This window comes from Nocardioides sp. P5_C9_2 (genome assembly GCF_054049555.1).
The window spans coordinates 1-17,739 of sequence record NZ_JBFUMD010000016.1 but is presented as its reverse complement, the minus strand read 5'-3'; the positions used below and the strand labels follow the sequence as shown (position 1 = coordinate 17,739).

Genomic DNA, 17,739 nt, shown 5'->3' with positions numbered 1-17,739 from the left:
CGGCACGGTCGCCCTCGACGTCCATGTCGAGGTCCCCGTCGAGGTCGGCGATGTCGAGCAGCTCCTCGAGGTAGTCGGCGGCGATGTCGCCCTCCTGCTCGAGGCGCTCCACCTTCGAGGGGCGGCCCGCCTCCGAGGGGGCGTCGTCCGACGTCACGTCGTCTGCGGCAGCGGTGTCCGCACCCGCCGGCTCGGTGCCGGCGGTCTCGGTCTCGGTCTCGGTGTCCTGCAGGGTCTCGGTCGGGTCGCTCACGGGCTCACTCCTGGATCGATCGGTGGGCAGCGGGTCTCCCCGCGGACAGGTGGGGAAGGGTCAGGAACCCTTGGGCTTCTTCTTGGCCTGGCGCTGCGCCTTCGTCTGGCGCTTCGGCTGCACCCGGGAGGGCGGCGGCTCGACCACGGTCCCGGTCACGATGTCCGGCGTCTCGTGGCCTGCCTCGGCACTCGGGACGTGGCCCTTGCGCCGGGCCTTGGCGTCGTCGCGCTCCTTCTTGGCCGCGAAGGCGGGCGTCCCGGGGGCCGGGTTGTTGCGGATCACGTAGAACTGCTGGCCCATCGTCCACAGGTTGGAGGTGGTCCAGTAGAAGAGCACGCCGATCGGGAAGGCGATACCACCGACGGCGAACACGATCGGCAGCACGTAGAGCAGGAGCTTCTGCTGCTGGGCGTAGGGGCCGGTCAGGGCGTCCGCGGGCATGTTCTTGCTCATCAGCTGGCGCTGGGTGAGGAAGGTGGTGGCCGTCATGGCGATGACCAGGAAGGCCGCCAGCAGCCGGACGCTGGTGTCATCGGTGCCCAGGAACGTGTCGGAGATCTTGGCGCCGAGGAAGGTCGCGTCCCGGAACTGCTCGTTCAGGGTGACCGTCATCAGACCCTTGGGGTCCTCCGGGTTCTTCACGGCCTGGTCGATCAGCCGGAACAGCGCCAGGAAGATGGGCATCTGCAGCAGGATCGGCAGGCAGGACGCGAAGGGGTTGGTGCCCGAGTCCTTGTAGAGCTTCATCGTCTCCTGCGCGAGACGCTCCCGGTCGTGCCCGTACTTCTTCTGCAGCTCCTTGACCTTGGGCTGGATCAGCTGCATGTTGCGGCTGGACTTGATCTGCTTCACGAAGAGCGGGATCAGCGCCGCGCGGATGACCAGCGTCAGGCCGACGATCGAGAGCACCCAGGCGATGCCCGAGGCGGGCCCGAACACCCCGCCCCAGACGTTGTGCCAGCCCACCAGGACCGCGGAGATGGCGTAGTACAGCGGCGTCATGATGAATCCGCCGATGGAACTGAAGAAGTCGAGCACTCAGGCTCCTCGTGTGGAGGTCGGATCCGTGCCGACTGCTGCGGCGCGGGGAGGAACGGGGTCGTAGCCACCGGCGGCCCACGGGTGGCACCGGCTGAGACGTCGTACGGCGAGCCAGCTGCCGCGGAGTGACCCGTGCAGCGTGACAGCCTCGAGCGCGTACGCCGAGCACGAGGGGTGGTAGCGGCAGACCTGGCCGTAGAGCGGGCTGATCACCGCGCGATAGGCGCGGAGCAGTCCGATCAGCAGCAGTCTCACGCACGTGCTCCGGTCACCGACATCACCCTGGTCAGGCAACGGTCCAGGTCGACCCCGAGTTCCGCGTACGACGCCGTGGCGCTGGCCGGGAGGGCACGGACCACGAGCACGGCAGAACCCGGAAGCCCCTGCAGCGACGGCAGGTGCTCCCGGGTCAGGTGTCGGAGTCGACGCTTCACACGGTTGCGGACCACGGCGTTGCCCACCGCCTTGCTCACCACGAACCCGGCCCGAGCCGGATCGTCGTTCGAGGTCAGACCGAGGTGGACCACCAGGGTCCGGGAGCCGGAGCGGTGGCCGGAGCGGACGGTGGCGCGGAACGCGTCACTGTCGACCAGCCGGTGGTGCGCCGGCAGCACGGTCGTGGCCTGTGAGCAGACGCCGAGGCGTCGCTCAGACGGCCAGGTCCTTGCGGCCCTTGCGGCGGCGCGAGGACAGGATCGAGCGGCCGGCACGGGTGCGCATGCGCAGGCGGAAACCGTGCACCTTGTGACGGCGGCGGTTGTTCGGCTGGTACGTACGCTTGCTCACGAGTTTGTCTCCGATGCGTTTTCTGAGGTGTCCACTCCACAGCCGGTGGTGCGGTGTCCCCGCCCCGGTGCTGGGCACCGGTACGGGACGGCGCTTCGGCCGGCACCGCCCACCCACGCGCACGCCCCGGTGGGCGTGAAGTCGTGGACATGCGGCACCCGTCGACACGAAGTGGGACAGGGGAAGGTGAGTCCATCGCCCAGAGGCGACCGGCCAACGGTACGCGGCAGGCGAAGACAGGGTCAAACCCGCGATGATGACATGACCTCCGGGCCTGTGGATGACGCCTTGCCGCGCGTGTCGAGGGCTTGTTACGTTGCGGACCTCCCGGTGCGCAGGGACAGCCCGGATCCACCCTTCTTCCCTGTCGTACGGCGGCCTGTCGCCGCCTTCGGCGTCGACTGACCATTGGTTCACAGTCTGTGGAAAACTCTGTGGAGCACCGGGCGATCGCACACCGCGGCCGGGTGGAGACCAGCAAGGCGTGGAGGCCAGTCGTGGAAGACCCGGAGACCGATCTCGCAACGGCCTGGCGCGCCATCGTCCGCGACCTCCAGCCCAACCAGCGGGCCTGGCTGCGCGCCAGCGAGCCGGTGACGTTGCACGAGAGCACCGCGATCATCGCCGTCCCCAACGACTTCACCCGCAACCAGCTCGAGGGCCGGCTCCGGGGGCAGCTCGAGGACTCGTTGAGCGACGCCCTCGGTCGCGAGATCCGGCTGGCGGTCACGGTCAACCCGGCCCTGGAGGACCAGGCCGGACCCACCCCCCTGCCCGACGTGCCGGACCACGCTGCGCACGACATGTCGACAAAGCAACATGACGACATGTCGACATCGGGGGCGTCGCCGTTCTCCCAGACGGCCGAGGAGGCCAGCGAGTCGCGACGCGCCGGCTCGGCCCTCGAGACCCGGCTCAACCCCAAGTACACGTTCGAGACGTTCGTCATCGGCTCGTCCAACCGCTTCCCCCACGCCGCGGCCGTCGCCGTGGCGGAGGCGCCGGGCAAGGCCTACAACCCCCTGCTCGTCTACGGCGAGTCCGGACTGGGCAAGACCCACCTGCTGCACGCCATCGGCCACTACGTCCGCAGCCTCTACACCGGCGCGAAGGTCCGGTACGTCTCCAGCGAGGAGTTCACCAACGAGTTCATCAACGCGATCCGGGACGACCGCCAGGACCGGTTCAAGCGGCGCTACCGCGACGTCGACGTGCTCCTGATCGACGACATCCAGTTCCTCGAGGGCAAGACGCAGACCCAGGAGGAGTTCTTCCACACGTTCAACACCCTCCACAACGCCAACAAGCAGATCGTGCTGACCTCCGACCGGGCCCCCAAGCGGCTCGAGGCGCYGGAGGACCGGCTGCGCAACCGGTTCGAGTGGGGGCTCATCACCGACGTCCRGCCCCCTGACCTCGAGACCCGCATCGCGATCCTGCGCAAGAAGGCCGCCATGGACCGGCTCACGGCGCCGCCGGACGTGCTCGAGTTCATCGCCAGCAAGATCCAGACCAACATCCGCGAGCTCGAGGGTGCGCTGATCCGGGTGACCGCCTTCGCCAACCTCAACCGCCAGGAGGTCGACATGACCCTGGCCGAGATCGTGCTCAAGGACCTGATCCCCGAGGGCGGTGAGCCCGAGATCACCCCCGGGCTGATCATCGCCCAGACGGCGGCCTACTTCGGGGTGTCCATCGAGGACCTCACCGGACCGAGCCGTGGTCGGCACCTGGTCATGGCCCGCCAGATCGGCATGTACCTGTGCCGTGAGCTCACCGATCTCTCGCTGCCCAAGATCGGCGCCGAGTTCGGCAACCGCGACCACACCACGGTGATGTACGCCGACCGCAAGATCCGCACGTTGCTCGCCGAGCGGCGGGCCGTCTTCAACCAGGTCAGTGAGCTCACCAACCGCGTCAAGATGCAGGCCCGCCAGTCTTAGTAGTCCTGAGCACACGGGCCGGGCACCCCGCGGACCGAATCACACGGCTGTGCGATGTGGAGGACGTGTGGTGCGACCCGGCCTGTCGTGCACAGCCCCGTCGTACGACCTGTGGGAATCACGCCACCCGGGTCGCACGGACCACGCGTCRTACACACGGGGGCGGGGGTGTCGACAGGCTCCTCAACACCCCCTGTGCACAACGATCGAGCGCCACGACCTGCGGAAACGTGAGTTGTCCACAGTTTCCACGGACGCTATGACTCCCACGAACCTCTACACGGATCGATCACTCGCCGAACACCACCCGGGCCCCAGCCTGGGGACAACCTCACCGGCACCGACCTGCTCGACCCCTCCGAATTGACGCGCATGGCAGGATTCACCTCCCGTGCGCAGGAACGTGTCATTCGTTGCTGCCCTCGAACCCCCGATCAGCTCTCCGCCTCCACCGCACCGAGGAGCCCGCAGTGAAGTTCCGCGTCGAACGCGACGTCTTCGCCGACGCCGTCGCCTGGGCGGCCCGCAGCCTCCCGGTCCGTCCCAGCGCACCGGTGCTCGCCGGTCTCCTGATCGAGGCGAGCAACGAGGGCCTGGTGCTCTCGACCTTCGACTACGAGACGTCCGCCCGCGCCGACCTCACCGCCCAGGTCAGCGACGAGGGTGCCGCGCTCGTCAGCGGTCGGCTGCTCGCCGACATCTGCCGCAGCCTGCCCAACAAGCCGGTCGACGTGCAGCTCGAGGGTCCCAAGGTCCAGCTCACCTGCGGCTCGGCGCGCTTCAGCATGCAGACCATGCCGGTCGAGGACTACCCCAAGCTTCCCGACATGCCGGCCGCGACTGGCACCGTCTCCAGCAACGACTTCGCCCACGCCGTCGCCCAGGCCGTGACGGCCGCCGGTCGCGACGACATGCTCCCGGTCCTCACCGGCGTCCGCATCGAGATCGACGGCGCGACGATGTCGCTGCTGGCGACCGACCGCTTCCGCCTCTCGCACCGCGAGCTGACCTGGAACCCGCAGACCCCCGACGCCTCGGTCGCCGCACTGGTGCCGGCCAAGGTCCTCGGCGACACCGCCAAGTCGATGACCTCCGGCGCCGAGGTGACCATCGCGCTCAGCACCGGCGGGACCGGCGAGGGCCTGATCGGCTTCGAGGGCGCCGGACTGGGCGGCGTACGACGCACCACCACCCGGCTCCTCGACGGGGAGTTCCCGAAGGTCCGCTCGCTGTTCCCCAGCGAGCACCTCACCGTCGCCAAGGTCAACAAGCAGGAGCTCATCGACACCGTCAAGCGCGTCGCCCTGGTGGCCGAGCGCAACACCGCGGTCCAGCTCAAGTTCGGCGACGACCAGCTCGTCCTCGACGCCGGCAGCGGTGACGAGGCGATGGCCACCGAGGCGATCGACGCCGAGATCACCGGCGAGGCCCTCACCACGGGGTTCAACCCGCAGTTCCTGCTCGACGGACTCACGGCCCTCGACGGCGAGTTCATCGACCTGTCGTTCACCCAGGCCACCAAGCCCGTGGTCATCTCGAGCACCGACGGCAGCGTCGACAACGGCTTCCGCTACCTGCTGATGCCGCGCCGCCTCCTCAGCTGAGCCGCACCGCCGGGTCGCACCCCAGCACGACACAGACCCCCGAGACCTTGGGAGAAGCAATGGACATCGGACTCGTCGGCCTCGGCAAGATGGGCGGCAACATGCGCGAGCGCCTGCGTCGGGCCGGCCACACCGTCGTCGGCTACGACCGCAACCCCGACGTCAGCGATGCCGGGTCGCTCGCCGAGATGGTCGAGGCGCTGCCCTCCCCCAAGGTCGTGTGGGTGATGGTCCCCGCGGGCGACCCGACGCGGGCCACGGTCAAGGAGCTCGGCGACCTGCTCGCCGAGGGCGACGTGGTCGTCGACGGCGGCAACTCGCGCTGGACCGACGACATCGCCAACGCCGAGCTGCTCTCCGGCAAGGGCGTCGGCTACGTCGACTGCGGCGTCTCCGGCGGCGTCTGGGGCCTCGAGAACGGCTACGCCCTCATGTACGGCGGCGACGCGGCCGACATCGCGAAGGTCCAGCCGGTCTTCGATGCCCTCAAGCCCGAGGGCGACTTCGGGGCCGTGCACGCCGGCAAGGTCGGCGCCGGCCACTTCTCCAAGATGGTCCACAACGGCATCGAGTACGCCGTGATGCAGGCCTACGCCGAGGGCTGGGAGCTGCTGGAGGCGGCCGAGGTCACCGACAACGTGACCGAGGTCTTCCGCTCCTGGCGCGAGGGCACCGTCATCCGCTCGTGGCTGCTCGACCTGATGGTCGCCGCGCTCGACGACGACCCGGGCCTGAGCCAGATCGCCGGCTACGCCGAGGACTCGGGCGAGGGACGCTGGACCGTGGAGGCCGGCATCGAGCACGCCGTGGCCACCCCGGCCATCACCGCCGCGCTCTACGCCCGTTTCGTCTCCCGCCAGGAGGACTCGCCGACCATGAAGGCGGTCGCGGCCATGCGCAACCAGTTCGGCGGCCACGCCGTCCGGACCGCGGCACCCAAGGGCGGCGACGCCAGCGGTGGCGGCGCCCAGCCCGACCAGTCGGGTGCGGCGCAGCAGGCCGGCGCCGGCGAGGGTCGCCAGACGGGCGAGAGCTAGGCACCACGTGCATGTCGCCCACCTGACCCTGCACAACTTCCGCTCCTACGCCGACCTCGACGTGGAGCTGGGTCCGGGCGCGACCGCCTTCATCGGGCGCAACGGGCAGGGCAAGACCAACGTGGTCGAGGCGATCGACTACCTCTCCCGGCTCTCCTCGCACCGGGTCGCCTCCGACGCCCCGCTCGTCAGGGCCGGCACCGACCAGGCGGTCGTGCGCGCGGCCGTCGTGCGTGACGGGCGGACGGCGGTGCTCGAGGTCGAGCTCAACCCCGGCCGCGCGAACCGCGCGCGGGTCAACAGGTCCCCTCTCCCCCGGCCCCGCGAGATCATCGGGCTGGTGCGCACGGTGGTCTTCGCCCCCGACGACCTGACCCTCGTCAAGGGCGACCCCAGCGACCGGCGCAAGATGCTCGACGACCTGATCGTCCTGCGTACCCCGCGGATGGCCGGCGTCCGCTCCGACTACGACCGGGTCCTGCGGCAGCGCAACACCCTGCTCAAGACGGCGGGGCTCGCACGCGGCGGGGCCCGGGAGACCGCGCTCTCGACGCTCGGCGTGTGGGACGCGCACCTCGCCGGCGTCGGCGCGGAGCTGCTCGCCCACCGCCTGCGGCTGGTCGACGACCTGCGTCCCTACCTGGGCAAGGCCTACGAGGCGGTCGCCCGCGGCGCGAGCCGGGACGACGCCGAGATCGAGTACAAGCCCTCCTTCGACCTGGAGGGCGCCACCGAGGCGGGCGACCTCACCGAGGCGCTGCTGGCCGAGCTGGAGCGACGCCGCAAGGACGAGCTGGACCGTGGCATCTCCCTGGTCGGGCCGCACCGCGACGAGCTGCTGCTCACCCTCGGCACCGGGCGGCAGGCCGGCGACCTGCGGCTGCCGGTCAAGGGCTACGCCTCGCACGGGGAGTCGTGGTCCTTCGCGCTCGCGCTGCGGCTGGCGGCGTACGACCTGCTGCGCGCCGACGGCGACGACCCGATCCTGGTGCTGGACGACGTGTTCGCCGAGCTCGACGGGGAGCGCCGCCAGCAGCTGGCCGAGCTGGTCGCCGGGGCCGAGCAGGTGCTGGTCACCGCGGCGGTGGCCGCCGACGTGCCGGTGGCGCTGCAGGGGGTCCGGTTCGTCGTGGCCGACGGCGAGGTGCGCCGTGACGAGTGACGTGCCCGAGGGGACCGAGCCGGACGGCTCCGCCGCGGAGGCGCCGGAGCCCGTCCCCGAGTCCGCGCCGGAGCACCGGGACGACGGGCTCGACCTCGCCCGCGCCTCACGTCGCGCCGCCGGTGCCGTGCCCGGGCAGCCGGCGAAGAAGCGGCGCCGTACGTCGTCGCTGTTCGACGCGCCGCGCCGCCGAGGCGGGCCGCGCACGTCCGGAGCCTTCCCCTCCGACCGCGACCCGCAGCTGGTGGACAACGCCCTGGAGCGCCTCATCGCCAACCACGGCTGGGAGCTGGACCTGCGCGTCCAGTCGGTCTTCGGGCGGTGGGCCGAGCTGGTCGGCGACGAGGTCGCCTCGCACTGCACCCCCGAGTCCTTCGCCGACACCCGCCTGGTCGTGCGGACCGACTCGACCGCGTGGGCGACCCAGCTCAAGCTGCTGGCACCGACCGTCGTACGACGCCTCAACGAGGAGCTCGGTCACGGCACCGTCACGGTCATCGACATCCAGGGACCCCACCTGCCGAGCTGGAAGAAGGGCCGCTTCACCAGCCGCGACGGGCGGGGTCCGCGCGACACCTACGGGTGAGCCGGTCCCCGAGGACGGCCGCGTCGAAATGACGATCTACCGGCCGCTCGCCCGTACAGGGACCTGTCCGACCCCCTGATCGGCGCTCCGCGAGGCCCTCACGGCGGCCTCAGAGGCCCTTTTCATCCACAGATGACCCGATTCCCGGAGTCTGCGCATGGATTGTGCGCGTGTGACGGGTAGACTGACGCCACGGGTCGCCGGCTCACCAGTCGCGGCCCTCCCCCATGTCACCGACCCGCGTGGTCGAGAAGCAGATGAGGTACGCGTGAGCGACGGATCCGCCCCCGAGCTGCCCAACGGCGTCGAGTACGACGCCTCCGCGATCCAGGTGCTGGAGGGCCTCGAAGCGGTCCGCAAGAGGCCCGGCATGTACATCGGCTCGACCGGTGAGCGCGGCCTGCACCACCTCATCTGGGAGATCGTCGACAACGCGGTCGACGAGGCCATGGCCGGCTACTGCGACCAGGTCGTCGTCACCCTGCGACCCGACGGCAGCGTCCGGGTCGAGGACAACGGTCGCGGCATCCCGACCGACACGGCCCCCGGCCAGGACATGCCTGCGGTGACGATGGCGCTGACCATGCTGCACGCCGGCGGCAAGTTCGGCGGCGGCGGCTACAAGGTGTCCGGCGGCCTCCACGGCGTCGGCGTCTCGGTGGTCAACGCCCTGTCGACCCACCTGCACGTCGAGGTCCGCAACCGGGGCCACCTGTGGCGCCAGACCTTCAGCCTGGGCGTGCCCGACGGCGACCTGGAGCAGGTCCGCCCGATGGAGGACGGGGAGCGCACGGGCACCACCGTCACCTGGTGGGCCTCGGAGGACATCTTCGAGACCACGACGTACAACCTCGAGACGATCACCAACCGCATCCGCGAGATGGCGTTCCTCAACAAGGGCCTCGAGATCGTGGTGCGCGACGAGCGCGAGCACGCCGACGACCTCGCCGAGGCCGTGGGCGACAGCACCGTCGACGCGGGCGTCGACCAGGGCGGTGCCGACGCGATCAAGCGCACCGAGGCCGGCCTCGAGCGGGTCTTCAAGTACGACCGCGGCCTCGTCGACTACGTCGAGCACCTCAACCGCCGCAAGGACAAGGCCAACCCGACCGTCATCTCCTTCGAGGCCGAGTCCCCGGAGTCCTCGGGCGGGCACATGAGCCTCGAGGTGGCGATGCAGTGGAACACCTCGTTCACCGAGTCGGTCCACACCTTCGCCAACGCGATCAACACCCACGAGGGCGGCACCCACGAGGAGGGCTTCCGCTCGGCGCTCACCAGCCTGGTCAACCACTGGGGCGAGGAGTGGGGCCAGATCAAGAAGAAGGAGGACCGGGTCTCCGGCGACGACATCCGCGAGGGCCTGACCGCCATCATCTCGATCAAGCTGGAGAACCCGCAGTTCGAGGGCCAGACCAAGACCAAGCTCGGCAACACCGAGGCCAAGGGCCTCACCCAGCGCGTGGTCAACGACCAGCTCGGGGCGTGGTTCGAGCAGAACCCCGCCGAGGGCAGGGACATCGTGCGCAAGTCCCAGGCCGCGGCGTCGGCGCGCATCGCCGCCCGCAAGGCCCGCGACCTGGCCCGCAACCGCAAGGGCCTGCTCGGCGGCGGCGGCCTGCCCGGCAAGCTCAGCGACTGCCAGTCGACCAACCCGGCCGAGTGCGAGGTCTTCATCGTCGAGGGCGACTCGGCCGGCGGCTCCGCGCGCCAGGGCCGCGACCCGCGCGTCCAGGCGATCCTCCCGATCCGCGGCAAGATCCTCAACGTCGAGAAGGCGCGCATCGACAAGGTGCTCGCCAACACCGAGGTCCAGGCGATCATCTCCGCGCTCGGCACCGGCATCCACGAGGAGTTCAACCTCGAGAAGCTGCGCTACCACAAGGTGGTGCTGATGGCCGACGCCGACGTCGACGGCCACCACATCAACACCCTGCTGCTGACGCTGCTGTTCCGCTTCATGAAGCCGCTCATCGAGCACGGCTACGTCTACATGGCCCAGCCCCCGCTCTACCGGATCCGGTGGAACAAGCCGGCCGAGCACGAGTTCGTCTACTCCGACGCCGAGCGCGACGCGATGATGAAGGACGGCCTGGCCCAGGGCCGCAAGCTCCCCAAGGAGAACCCGGTCCAGCGCTACAAGGGCCTCGGCGAGATGAACGCCGAGGAGCTGTGGGAGACGACGATGAACCCCGAGCAGCGCCTCATGCTCCAGGTGACCCTGGACGATGCCGCCCAGGCCGACGAGGTGTTCTCCACGCTGATGGGCGAGGACGTCGAGCAGCGGCGCTCCTTCATCCAGCGCAACGCCAAGGACGTCCGATTCCTCGATATCTAGGTTTCTAAGACCAGCCCTAGATTCGAGTAGATCTCCCGAGAAGGACACTGAAGAGCCATGACTGAGACCACCGACAACCTCGCCGGACCGGGTGGCGGCGGGCGTATCGAGCCCATCGAGCTCCAGACCTCGATGCAGCGCGCCTACATCGACTACGCGATGGCGGTCATCGTCGGCCGGGCGCTCCCCGACGTCCGCGACGGCCTCAAGCCGGTGCACCGCCGGGTGCTCTACGCGATGTACGACGGGGGCTACCGCCCGGACCGCGGCTTCTCCAAGTGCTCGCGCGTCGTCGGTGACGTCATGGGTCAGTACCACCCGCACGGCGACACCGCGATCTACGACACCCTCGTGCGCCTGGCCCAGCCCTGGGTGATGCGCGCCCCGCTGGTCAACGGCCAGGGCAACTTCGGCTCGCCGGGCAACGACGCGGCCGCGGCCATGCGGTACACCGAGTGCCGGATGGCCCCGCTCGCGCTCGAGATGGTGCGCGACATCGAGCAGGACACCGTCGACTTCCAGCCCAACTACGACGGTCGCTCGCAGGAGCCGGTCGTCCTGCCCGCGCGCTACCCCAACCTGCTGGTCAACGGCTCCGCGGGCATCGCGGTCGGCATGGCCACCAACATCCCGCCGCACAACCTGCGCGAGATCGCCGACGGCGCCCGCTGGGCCCTCGAGCACCCCGACGCCACCCGGGAGGAGCTCCAGGACGCGCTCATCGAGCGGGTCAAGGGCCCGGACTTCCCCAACGGCGCGCTCATCGTGGGCCGCGAGGGCATCGAGCAGGCCTACCGCACCGGTCGCGGCTCCGTCACCCAGCGCGCGGTCATCGAGATCGACGAGGACAACAAGGGCCGCACCTGCCTGTCCATCACCGAGCTGCCCTACATGGTCAACCCGGACAACCTCGCGCTGAAGATCGCCGAGCTGGCCGACTCCGGCAAGGTCCAGGGCATCTCCGACGTCCGCGACGACTCCTCGGGCCGCACCGGCCAGCGCCTCGTCGTGGTGCTCAAGCGCGACGCCGTCGCGCGGGTGGTGCTCAACAACCTGCTCAAGCACACCGAGCTGCAGACCAACTTCAGCGCCAACATGCTCGCGCTGGTCGACGGGGTGCCGCGCACGCTGACCATCGACCAGTTCATCAGCAACTGGGTGACCCACCAGATCGAGGTCATCCAGCGACGGACCCGCTTCCGCCTGGCCCAGGCCGAGCGTGACGCGCACGTCTACCGCGGCCTGGTCAAGGCCCTCGACGCCCTCGACGAGGTCATCGCGCTCATCCGTCGCTCGCCCGACGTGGACGAGGCGCGTACCGGCCTGATGGAGCTCCTCGAGATCGACGACGTCCAGGCGGACGCCATCCTGGCCATGCAGCTGCGCCGCCTCGCGGCTCTCGAGCGGCAGAAGATCATGGACCGCCTCGCCGAGCTCGAGCTGGTCATCGCCGACCTCGAGGACATCCTGGCCAACGAGACGCGCCAGCGTCAGATCGTCATCGACGAGCTCACCGAGGTGGTCGACAAGTACGGCAACGACCGTCGTACGCAGATCATCGCCGCCGACGGGGACCTCTCGATGGAGGACCTCATCCCCGACGAGGAGCTGGTGGTCTCGATCACCCGCGGCGGCTACGCCAAGCGGACCCTGCGCCAGCAGTACCGCCTCCAGAAGCGCGGCGGCAAGGGCGTGCGCGGCGCGACCCTGCGTGGCGACGACGTGGTCGAGCACTTCATCTCCACCACCAACCACCACTGGCTGCTGTTCTTCACCACGGCCGGCCGCGTCTACCGGACCAAGGCCTACAACCTCCCCGAGGCCGCGCGCGACGCCAAGGGTGGGCACGTGGCGGGGCTGCTGTCCTTCCAGCCCGACGAGGACATCGCCCAGGTGCTGGCGATCCGCGACTACGACCAGGCCCCCTACCTGGTGCTCGCCACCCGCAACGGCCTGGTCAAGAAGACCCGCCTCGGCGACTACAACTCCCCGCGCCAGGCCGGCGTCATCGCGATCAACTTCCGTGAGGACGACGACGAGCTGATCGGCGCCGAGCTGGCCAACGCCGAGGACGACATCCTGCTGGTCTCCCGCAAGGGCCAGGCGATCCGCTTCAAGGCCGACGACTCCCAGCTGCGGCCGATGGGGCGCGCCACCAGCGGGGTCTCGGGCATGAAGTTCCGCGACGGCGACTCGCTGCTCTCCATGTCGGTGATCCGCGCGGCCCAGGTGGCCGCCGAGGTCGCCGCCGGGCTGGACTCCGAGACTCCCAGCGACGAGGTCGCCGCCCCGACCGAAGGCGCCGCCGAGGAGGCGGCCGCCAACGCCGAGGTGGCCACCGCGGCCGGGACCGGGGAGGTCAAGCCGCAGTACGTCTTCACCATCACCGACGGCGGCTTCGCCAAGCGCACCCGCATCAACGACTACCGCATCCAGTCCCGCGGCGGTCTCGGCATCAAGGCGATGTCGCTGGCCAACGAGGACCGCGGTGGCCTGGTGGGCGCCTTCATCGTCGAGGACGGTGACGAGGTGCTGTCCATCACCCAGGGCGGCCAGGTCGTCCGCAGCCCCATCAACGACGACTTCCGTCCGACCGGCCGCTCGACGATGGGCGTGAAGTTCGTGCAGCCCAAGAAGGACGACTCGGTCGTCGTGGTCGCCCGCTCGGTCGAGGCCCGCGAGGAGGAGGCCGACGAGGTCGAGAACGGCCCCGTCGAGGGTGAGGACGAGGCCGGTACGCCGGTCGCGACCGACGCCGTCGACGACGCCGGGACCGAGGTCGCGGACGCCGACGAATCGCCCGAGGTCCTCGACGATGCAACAATCGATAGTCCGTCCGAGTCCGCTGAGGAGTGATCCATGTCCGAGCGCACCGCTTCCCGATCGCAGGGCAGCCCGCGTGGTGACGAGTCCGCCGCGTCTCGGCCGTCGCTGAGCGAGCGGGTCCAGTCGAAGCTGTCCAACGCCGCCACCGAGCACCGTGCCAACGCCGACGCGACGGACAGTCGCACCGGTCGCCGTGTCACCAAGGGCTCCGCCAAGTCGCCCCGCCGGGCGCGGCTGCGGCTGACCCGGATCGACCCCTGGTCGGTCATGAAGACGTCGTTCCTGCTGTCCGTCGCCTTCGGGGTCGTCACCTTCGTGGCGGTCTTCATGGTCTGGTCGGTCCTCGGGGCCGCGGGCGTCTGGGACTCGATCAACTCGACCGTGGCGAGCGTCGTCGAGGGCGACACCAACACGAGCGACTTCGACGTCACCAACTACCTCGGCATGGGTCGGGTGCTTGGGTTCACCCTCCTCGTCAGCATCATCGACGTGATCCTGCTGACCGCGATCGCCACCCTGACGGCCTTCCTCTACAACATGGCCGCGGCGCTCCTCGGGGGCATCGAGGTCACCCTCGCGGAGGACGAGCGCTGAGGCCGGCGAGGACCTCCGCCGGCGTCGTACCGGCGTTTTGTGGGGCTCCTCGAGCGTGGGGTAGTGTTCCCCCTCGGCCGCCGATGGCGGCCGGTTCGCCGTTCCGCGGCGATTCGGGCCTATAGCTCAGACGGTTAGAGCGCTTCCCTGATAAGGAAGAGGTCACAGGTTCAAGTCCTGTTAGGCCCACCGACGTCCCATCCCGGGCACCCGCCCCGCATCCCAGGAGAGCACATGAAGAAGATCATCCTCCTGCTCGTGGCTGCCGGCGGTGCGGCGTTCGCGAAGAAGAAGATGGACGACGGCAAGTCCGAGCAGGCCCTGTGGGCCGAGGCGACGGACACCGTCCACAAGTCCTGACCCTCTCGGCCCCGACGGGTCGACCCAGGGGCCTTGGCGCAATTGGTAGCGCACCTGCTTTGCAAGCAGGGGGTTAGGGGTTCGAGTCCCCTAGGCTCCACCACCACAGGCGGCGCTACGGTGCCGCCCGGCGCGGATCACCCGTTTCGGGTCAGGACGGAGAAGACCCTGCGGCGTAGCGTCGCAGGCACGAGGCGGGTCGACGTGACCTGCCCTGCTGCGAAGGGGTCGGCGCATGGGACTGCGCACGCACAGGCTCGACGGACCGACGTTCCAGATGCGCGAGAAGCTCTTCGCGGTCGGTGACGACTTCTGGATCGAGGACGCCGACGGACGCAAGGTCTACAAGGTCAACGGCAAGGCGTTCCGGCTGCGGCAGACTTTCATCCTGGAGGACGCCGCGGGCAACGAGCTCTCCAAGATCCAGGACAAGAAGCTCAGCGTCCGCGACAAGATGACCATCGAGCGGGGAGACACCACCGCCAAGGTCCACAAGCGGCTCATCGGCATCCGCGACCACTACGTCATCGATCTGGACGACGGCACGACCCTGAAGGCCCACGGCAACGTCGTCGACCACGAGTACGAGATCGAGCGGGACGGCGACCCGGTCGCCGCGGTCTCCAAGAAGTGGTTCCGGGTCCGGGACACCTACGGCATCCAGCTCGCCGAGGGCCAGGACGAGCCACTCATCCTGGCGATCGCCGTCTGCGTCGACGAGATGGCGCGCGGCTGAGGGAATCACCGGCTGCCCGGTGAAACCACGATCAGCGCCGGCGCCGGCGGAGCGTGCGCGGGTCGAGCGGCGCGAGCACGCGGCGTACCGGAGGGGCGGCGGCGCGCAAACCGGAACGGCTCTCGTCCACGAGCGTCCAGAAGGCCTCGGCGGTGTCCGGCTCGTCGGGCGAGAAGGTCGCGACGTCGGCGTCCCTCGCGAGCCCGGCCGGTACGCCGAGCGCCACGGCCTGGGCGGCGCGGGTGCTGCGGGGCACCGAGACCCCGAGGTCGTGGGCGGTGTCCACCAGCTCCTCCCAGCCGCCGAGGTAGGCGAGTGACGGCGGCGTGGCCGCGCGCCGGCGCCGGCGACGCAGCACCTTGAGCAGCGGGACCACCCCGAGCGCCAGGGGAGCGAGCAGCAGCAGCGGCCAGCGGGGCAGGGGCTCCCGGGAGGCCTCGTCCGGCCGGTCCTGCGCCTCGGGCTCGTCCCGGATCTCCGGCTCCTGCTGCTGGGGCCGGTCGGGCGGGCGCTGCGCGGGAGGCAGCCGCACCTCCGGCAGGGGCGCGGAGTTGCGCTTGGGTGCGCGGTGGCCCATGAAGGCACGGGTCGGCAGCACCCGCCACGACCCGTTCGCGACGCGGACCTCCACCCAGGCGTCGAGGTGCTTGCCCTTGATGACCCCGTTGCGACCGAGCACGGTGCCGACCGCCACCCGTGCCGGCACGCCCACCCGGTTGGCGAGCAGCGCCATCGTGGCGGCGTACTGCTCGTCGTTGCCGACCATCGTCGGCGCGTTGACGAAGCCCTCGTCGAGACGCTCCTCGTCCTGCCCGGGCTCGAAGCGCGTCTCCCAGCCGAAGGCACCGTCGGAGTAGCGGCCGCGCTCCCGCAGCCGGTCGGCGATCCGGAAGACCTCCCCCATCGGCGTCCGGGCGCCCAGCGACCACGCCCGGGCCGGCACGTCGAGGAACGCCGCCGCGTCCTGGAGCGTGGTGTCGGGGTGCCGCCACGGCTTCATCCGCACCGTCAGCCGGTCGGGGGTGGGGATGGCGGTGAGGACGTAGTCCTCGTTGACGTGCAGGCCGCCGGGCAGCACCGCGGTGTCGGTCGACCGGTTGTAGCGCAGGTCCGGCAGCCGGTCGTTGGCGTAGTCGTCGTAGAACTCGAAGGCCTGGAGGGCGCCGATCGTCGGCACCCACGGCAGGTCCCAGGTGCTGCGCACGAAGAACGTGTAGAGCGCCTCGTCCCCCCGCGCGGGGTTGTCGAGCCGGGACGGGAGCCGCAGGAACCGGTCGGTGAAGTCGTCGGGGCTGGTGTCGGCGGACGCGTACCACCGGGTGCCGTCGTAGCGGTCCAGGACCGCGACCCGGACCCGGGTCCCCGGACCGGCACCCCGGACCCGGAACAGCTTGCGGTCCGCGAGGTTGGTGTAGACCCCCTGCCCCTGGTCCCGGAACCGGCGGAACGCCGACAGCGGCGTCTCGAGGTAGCCGGAGTCGTAGGGCGTGACCGCCTCGCGCAGCACGTGGCGGCGCTCGCCCTGCGGCAGGTCGACGACGGCGTACGACGCCACGGCGACGAGGCCGAGCACCGCGAGACCCACCAGCAGCCGGCGCCCGGACACCGAGGCGAGCGAGGCGTCGCTGCGCAGGCCGGCCTCGACGCGCAGCCCCCGGTGGGCGACCCAGGCCAGCGCGACCGCCCCGAAGCCGATGCCCTGCAGCAGGGTCGAGAACGGGGCGGTCATGCCCAGCACCAGGGCCAGCGCCAGTGCGACGACCAGGGGGAGCAGCGGCAGCGCGGGGCGTCGGCCGTGCAGGGCTAGGGCGGAGGAGACTGCGGCCGGCAGGAGCCCCAGCGCGTAGGGGATCAGGAGCACCCGTCCCGCGCTGTCCACCAGCGGCGCGGTCTCGACGAGCACCCGCCATGACTCCACGGTGCCGATCGCCACCGCGTTGATCGTCTCGATGTCGGGCACCCCGAGGAGCAGCCCCGACGAGCCGAGCGCGACCAGGCCGGCCGTGAGGAGGTAGGGCACCGGCGCCAGCGAGACGATGACGCCCGCGCCGAGTCGCAGCGTCGTCAGCAGCAGCGTCCAGGCCAGGCCGACGGTCACCCCCGCCGCGGCGACGACGATCCACCGGACGCCGGCGAACGTGTCGGTGAAGCCGGCGAGCAGGATCGCCGACAGGACCACGACCGCGAGGACGTCGACGGCGGCGTACGGCGGCAGCGGCCGGGCGCGGACGCTCACGAGGCGGCCGCCACCAGGCCGGGCAGCTCGCCCAGGCGGCCCACGGTGACGGCGTCGTGGCCGTACTGGTGGACGACGCCGGGGGCCTCGCCGGGCGCGGCGCGCAGCACCACGACGCGGGTGTCGCCCGGCAGCGTGGTGGTCGCCCGGGCCAGGGTGTCGAGGTCGGTCGCGCTGCCGGTGACGAGGAGCAGCACGCTGGTCTCGGGCGCGAGGGCCAGCGCGGTGCCCACC

16 protein-coding genes, 2 tRNA genes and 1 pseudogene are annotated in these 17,739 nt (G+C 70.5%); 12 read left to right on the top strand and 7 right to left on the bottom strand.

Features of this window, described 5'->3' with window-relative positions:
• From ACXJKL_RS01880 to rpmH, 5 genes and pseudogenes are all read right to left on the bottom strand, one after another.
• Nucleotides 1-253, bottom strand: a pseudogene (locus tag ACXJKL_RS01880) (protein jag); the annotation flags it as partial.
• A 60-nt stretch (nt 254-313) separates the two neighbouring features.
• Nucleotides 314-1,258, bottom strand: coding sequence for a membrane protein insertase YidC (gene yidC, locus ACXJKL_RS01875; protein WP_457205349.1), 945 nt, complete (start codon nt 1,256-1,258; stop codon nt 314-316).
• Nucleotides 1,259-1,294: 36 nt separating this feature from the next.
• Nucleotides 1,295-1,552 carry a membrane protein insertion efficiency factor YidD gene (gene yidD / locus ACXJKL_RS01870; protein ID WP_457205348.1) on the bottom strand — a complete coding sequence of 86 codons (258 nt, stop codon included), beginning with the start codon at nt 1,550-1,552 and terminating at the stop codon, nt 1,295-1,297.
• Entirely contained in the window at nt 1,549-1,911 is a 363-nt protein-coding gene (gene rnpA, locus ACXJKL_RS01865; RefSeq protein WP_457205347.1) for a ribonuclease P protein component, read from the bottom strand. The genes yidD and rnpA overlap by 4 nt, the downstream gene beginning before the upstream one ends.
• A gap of 34 nt (nt 1,912-1,945) precedes the next feature.
• A complete protein-coding gene (gene rpmH / locus ACXJKL_RS01860; protein WP_056887998.1) occupies nt 1,946-2,083 on the bottom strand; it encodes a 50S ribosomal protein L34 in 138 nt (45 codons plus the stop codon).
• A 497-nt stretch (nt 2,084-2,580) separates the two neighbouring features.
• On the opposite strand from rpmH, the gene dnaA reads away from it, so the two are divergent.
• From dnaA to ACXJKL_RS01800, 12 genes are all read left to right on the top strand, one after another.
• Nucleotides 2,581-4,026 carry a chromosomal replication initiator protein DnaA gene (dnaA, locus tag ACXJKL_RS01855; protein WP_457205346.1) on the top strand — a complete coding sequence of 482 codons (1,446 nt, stop codon included), beginning with the start codon at nt 2,581-2,583 and terminating at the stop codon, nt 4,024-4,026.
• Between the two features lie 470 nt (nt 4,027-4,496).
• Nucleotides 4,497-5,630, top strand: a complete 1,134-nt coding sequence (gene dnaN, locus ACXJKL_RS01850) for a DNA polymerase III subunit beta (RefSeq protein WP_457205345.1) — start codon at nt 4,497-4,499, stop codon at nt 5,628-5,630.
• Nucleotides 5,631-5,689: 59 nt separating this feature from the next.
• The gene (gnd, locus tag ACXJKL_RS01845) at nt 5,690-6,667 is read left to right on the top strand and encodes a phosphogluconate dehydrogenase (NAD(+)-dependent, decarboxylating) (RefSeq protein WP_457205344.1); all 978 of its coding nucleotides are present in this window, start codon (nt 5,690-5,692) and stop codon (nt 6,665-6,667) included.
• 7 nt (nt 6,668-6,674) lie between these two features.
• Nucleotides 6,675-7,829 carry a DNA replication/repair protein RecF gene (gene recF / locus ACXJKL_RS01840; protein WP_457205343.1) on the top strand — a complete coding sequence of 385 codons (1,155 nt, stop codon included), beginning with the start codon at nt 6,675-6,677 and terminating at the stop codon, nt 7,827-7,829.
• Complete coding sequence (locus tag ACXJKL_RS01835) at nt 7,819-8,415, top strand: DUF721 domain-containing protein (RefSeq protein WP_457205342.1); 597 nt, start codon at nt 7,819-7,821, stop codon at nt 8,413-8,415. Before recF ends, ACXJKL_RS01835 begins: the two co-directional genes overlap by 11 nt.
• A 268-nt stretch (nt 8,416-8,683) precedes the next feature.
• Entirely contained in the window at nt 8,684-10,753 is a 2,070-nt protein-coding gene (gene gyrB / locus ACXJKL_RS01830; protein WP_457205341.1) for a DNA topoisomerase (ATP-hydrolyzing) subunit B, read from the top strand.
• Between the two features lie 57 nt (nt 10,754-10,810).
• Nucleotides 10,811-13,609, top strand: coding sequence for a DNA gyrase subunit A (gyrA, locus tag ACXJKL_RS01825; protein WP_457205340.1), 2,799 nt, complete (start codon nt 10,811-10,813; stop codon nt 13,607-13,609).
• A 3-nt stretch (nt 13,610-13,612) separates the two neighbouring features.
• Entirely contained in the window at nt 13,613-14,173 is a 561-nt protein-coding gene (locus ACXJKL_RS01820; protein ID WP_457205339.1) for a DUF3566 domain-containing protein, read from the top strand.
• Between the two features lie 115 nt (nt 14,174-14,288).
• A tRNA-Ile gene (locus ACXJKL_RS01815) sits at nt 14,289-14,362 on the top strand.
• 45 nt (nt 14,363-14,407) lie between these two features.
• Nucleotides 14,408-14,533: a DLW-39 family protein gene (locus ACXJKL_RS01810; protein ID WP_457205338.1), complete on the top strand. Its 126-nt coding sequence runs from the start codon at nt 14,408-14,410 to the stop codon at nt 14,531-14,533.
• A gap of 27 nt (nt 14,534-14,560) precedes the next feature.
• A tRNA-Ala gene (locus ACXJKL_RS01805) sits at nt 14,561-14,636 on the top strand.
• A gap of 132 nt (nt 14,637-14,768) precedes the next feature.
• Nucleotides 14,769-15,269 (top strand): LURP-one-related/scramblase family protein, encoded by a 501-nt coding sequence (locus ACXJKL_RS01800; RefSeq protein WP_457205337.1) that lies wholly within the window; start codon nt 14,769-14,771, stop codon nt 15,267-15,269.
• A gap of 31 nt (nt 15,270-15,300) precedes the next feature.
• Here ACXJKL_RS01800 and ACXJKL_RS01795 read toward each other — a convergent pair whose 3' ends face one another.
• Both ACXJKL_RS01795 and ACXJKL_RS01790 read right to left on the bottom strand, forming a co-directional pair.
• A complete protein-coding gene (locus ACXJKL_RS01795; RefSeq protein ID WP_457205336.1) occupies nt 15,301-17,505 on the bottom strand; it encodes a transglutaminase-like domain-containing protein in 2,205 nt (734 codons plus the stop codon).
• Nucleotides 17,502-17,739: hypothetical protein (locus ACXJKL_RS01790; protein WP_457205335.1), on the bottom strand; the 238-nt coding region annotated here is incomplete at its 5' end. The genes ACXJKL_RS01795 and ACXJKL_RS01790, both read right to left, overlap by 4 nt.

Excerpts from the sequence above, each read along its gene's own strand:
- gnd (WP_457205344.1), top strand. The coding sequence starts at position 5,690 with ATGGACATCGGACTCGTCGGCCTCGGCAAGATGGGCGGCAACATGCGC.
- ACXJKL_RS01820 (WP_457205339.1), top strand. The coding sequence starts at position 13,613 with ATGTCCGAGCGCACCGCTTCCCGATCGCAGGGCAGCCCGCGTGGTGAC.
- gyrA (WP_457205340.1), top strand. The coding sequence starts at position 10,811 with ATGACTGAGACCACCGACAACCTCGCCGGACCGGGTGGCGGCGGGCGT.
- yidC (WP_457205349.1), bottom strand. The coding sequence starts at position 1,258 with ATGACGCCGCTGTACTACGCCATCTCCGCGGTCCTGGTGGGCTGGCAC.
- ACXJKL_RS01810 (WP_457205338.1), top strand. The coding sequence starts at position 14,408 with ATGAAGAAGATCATCCTCCTGCTCGTGGCTGCCGGCGGTGCGGCGTTC.
- ACXJKL_RS01800 (WP_457205337.1), top strand. The coding sequence starts at position 14,769 with ATGGGACTGCGCACGCACAGGCTCGACGGACCGACGTTCCAGATGCGC.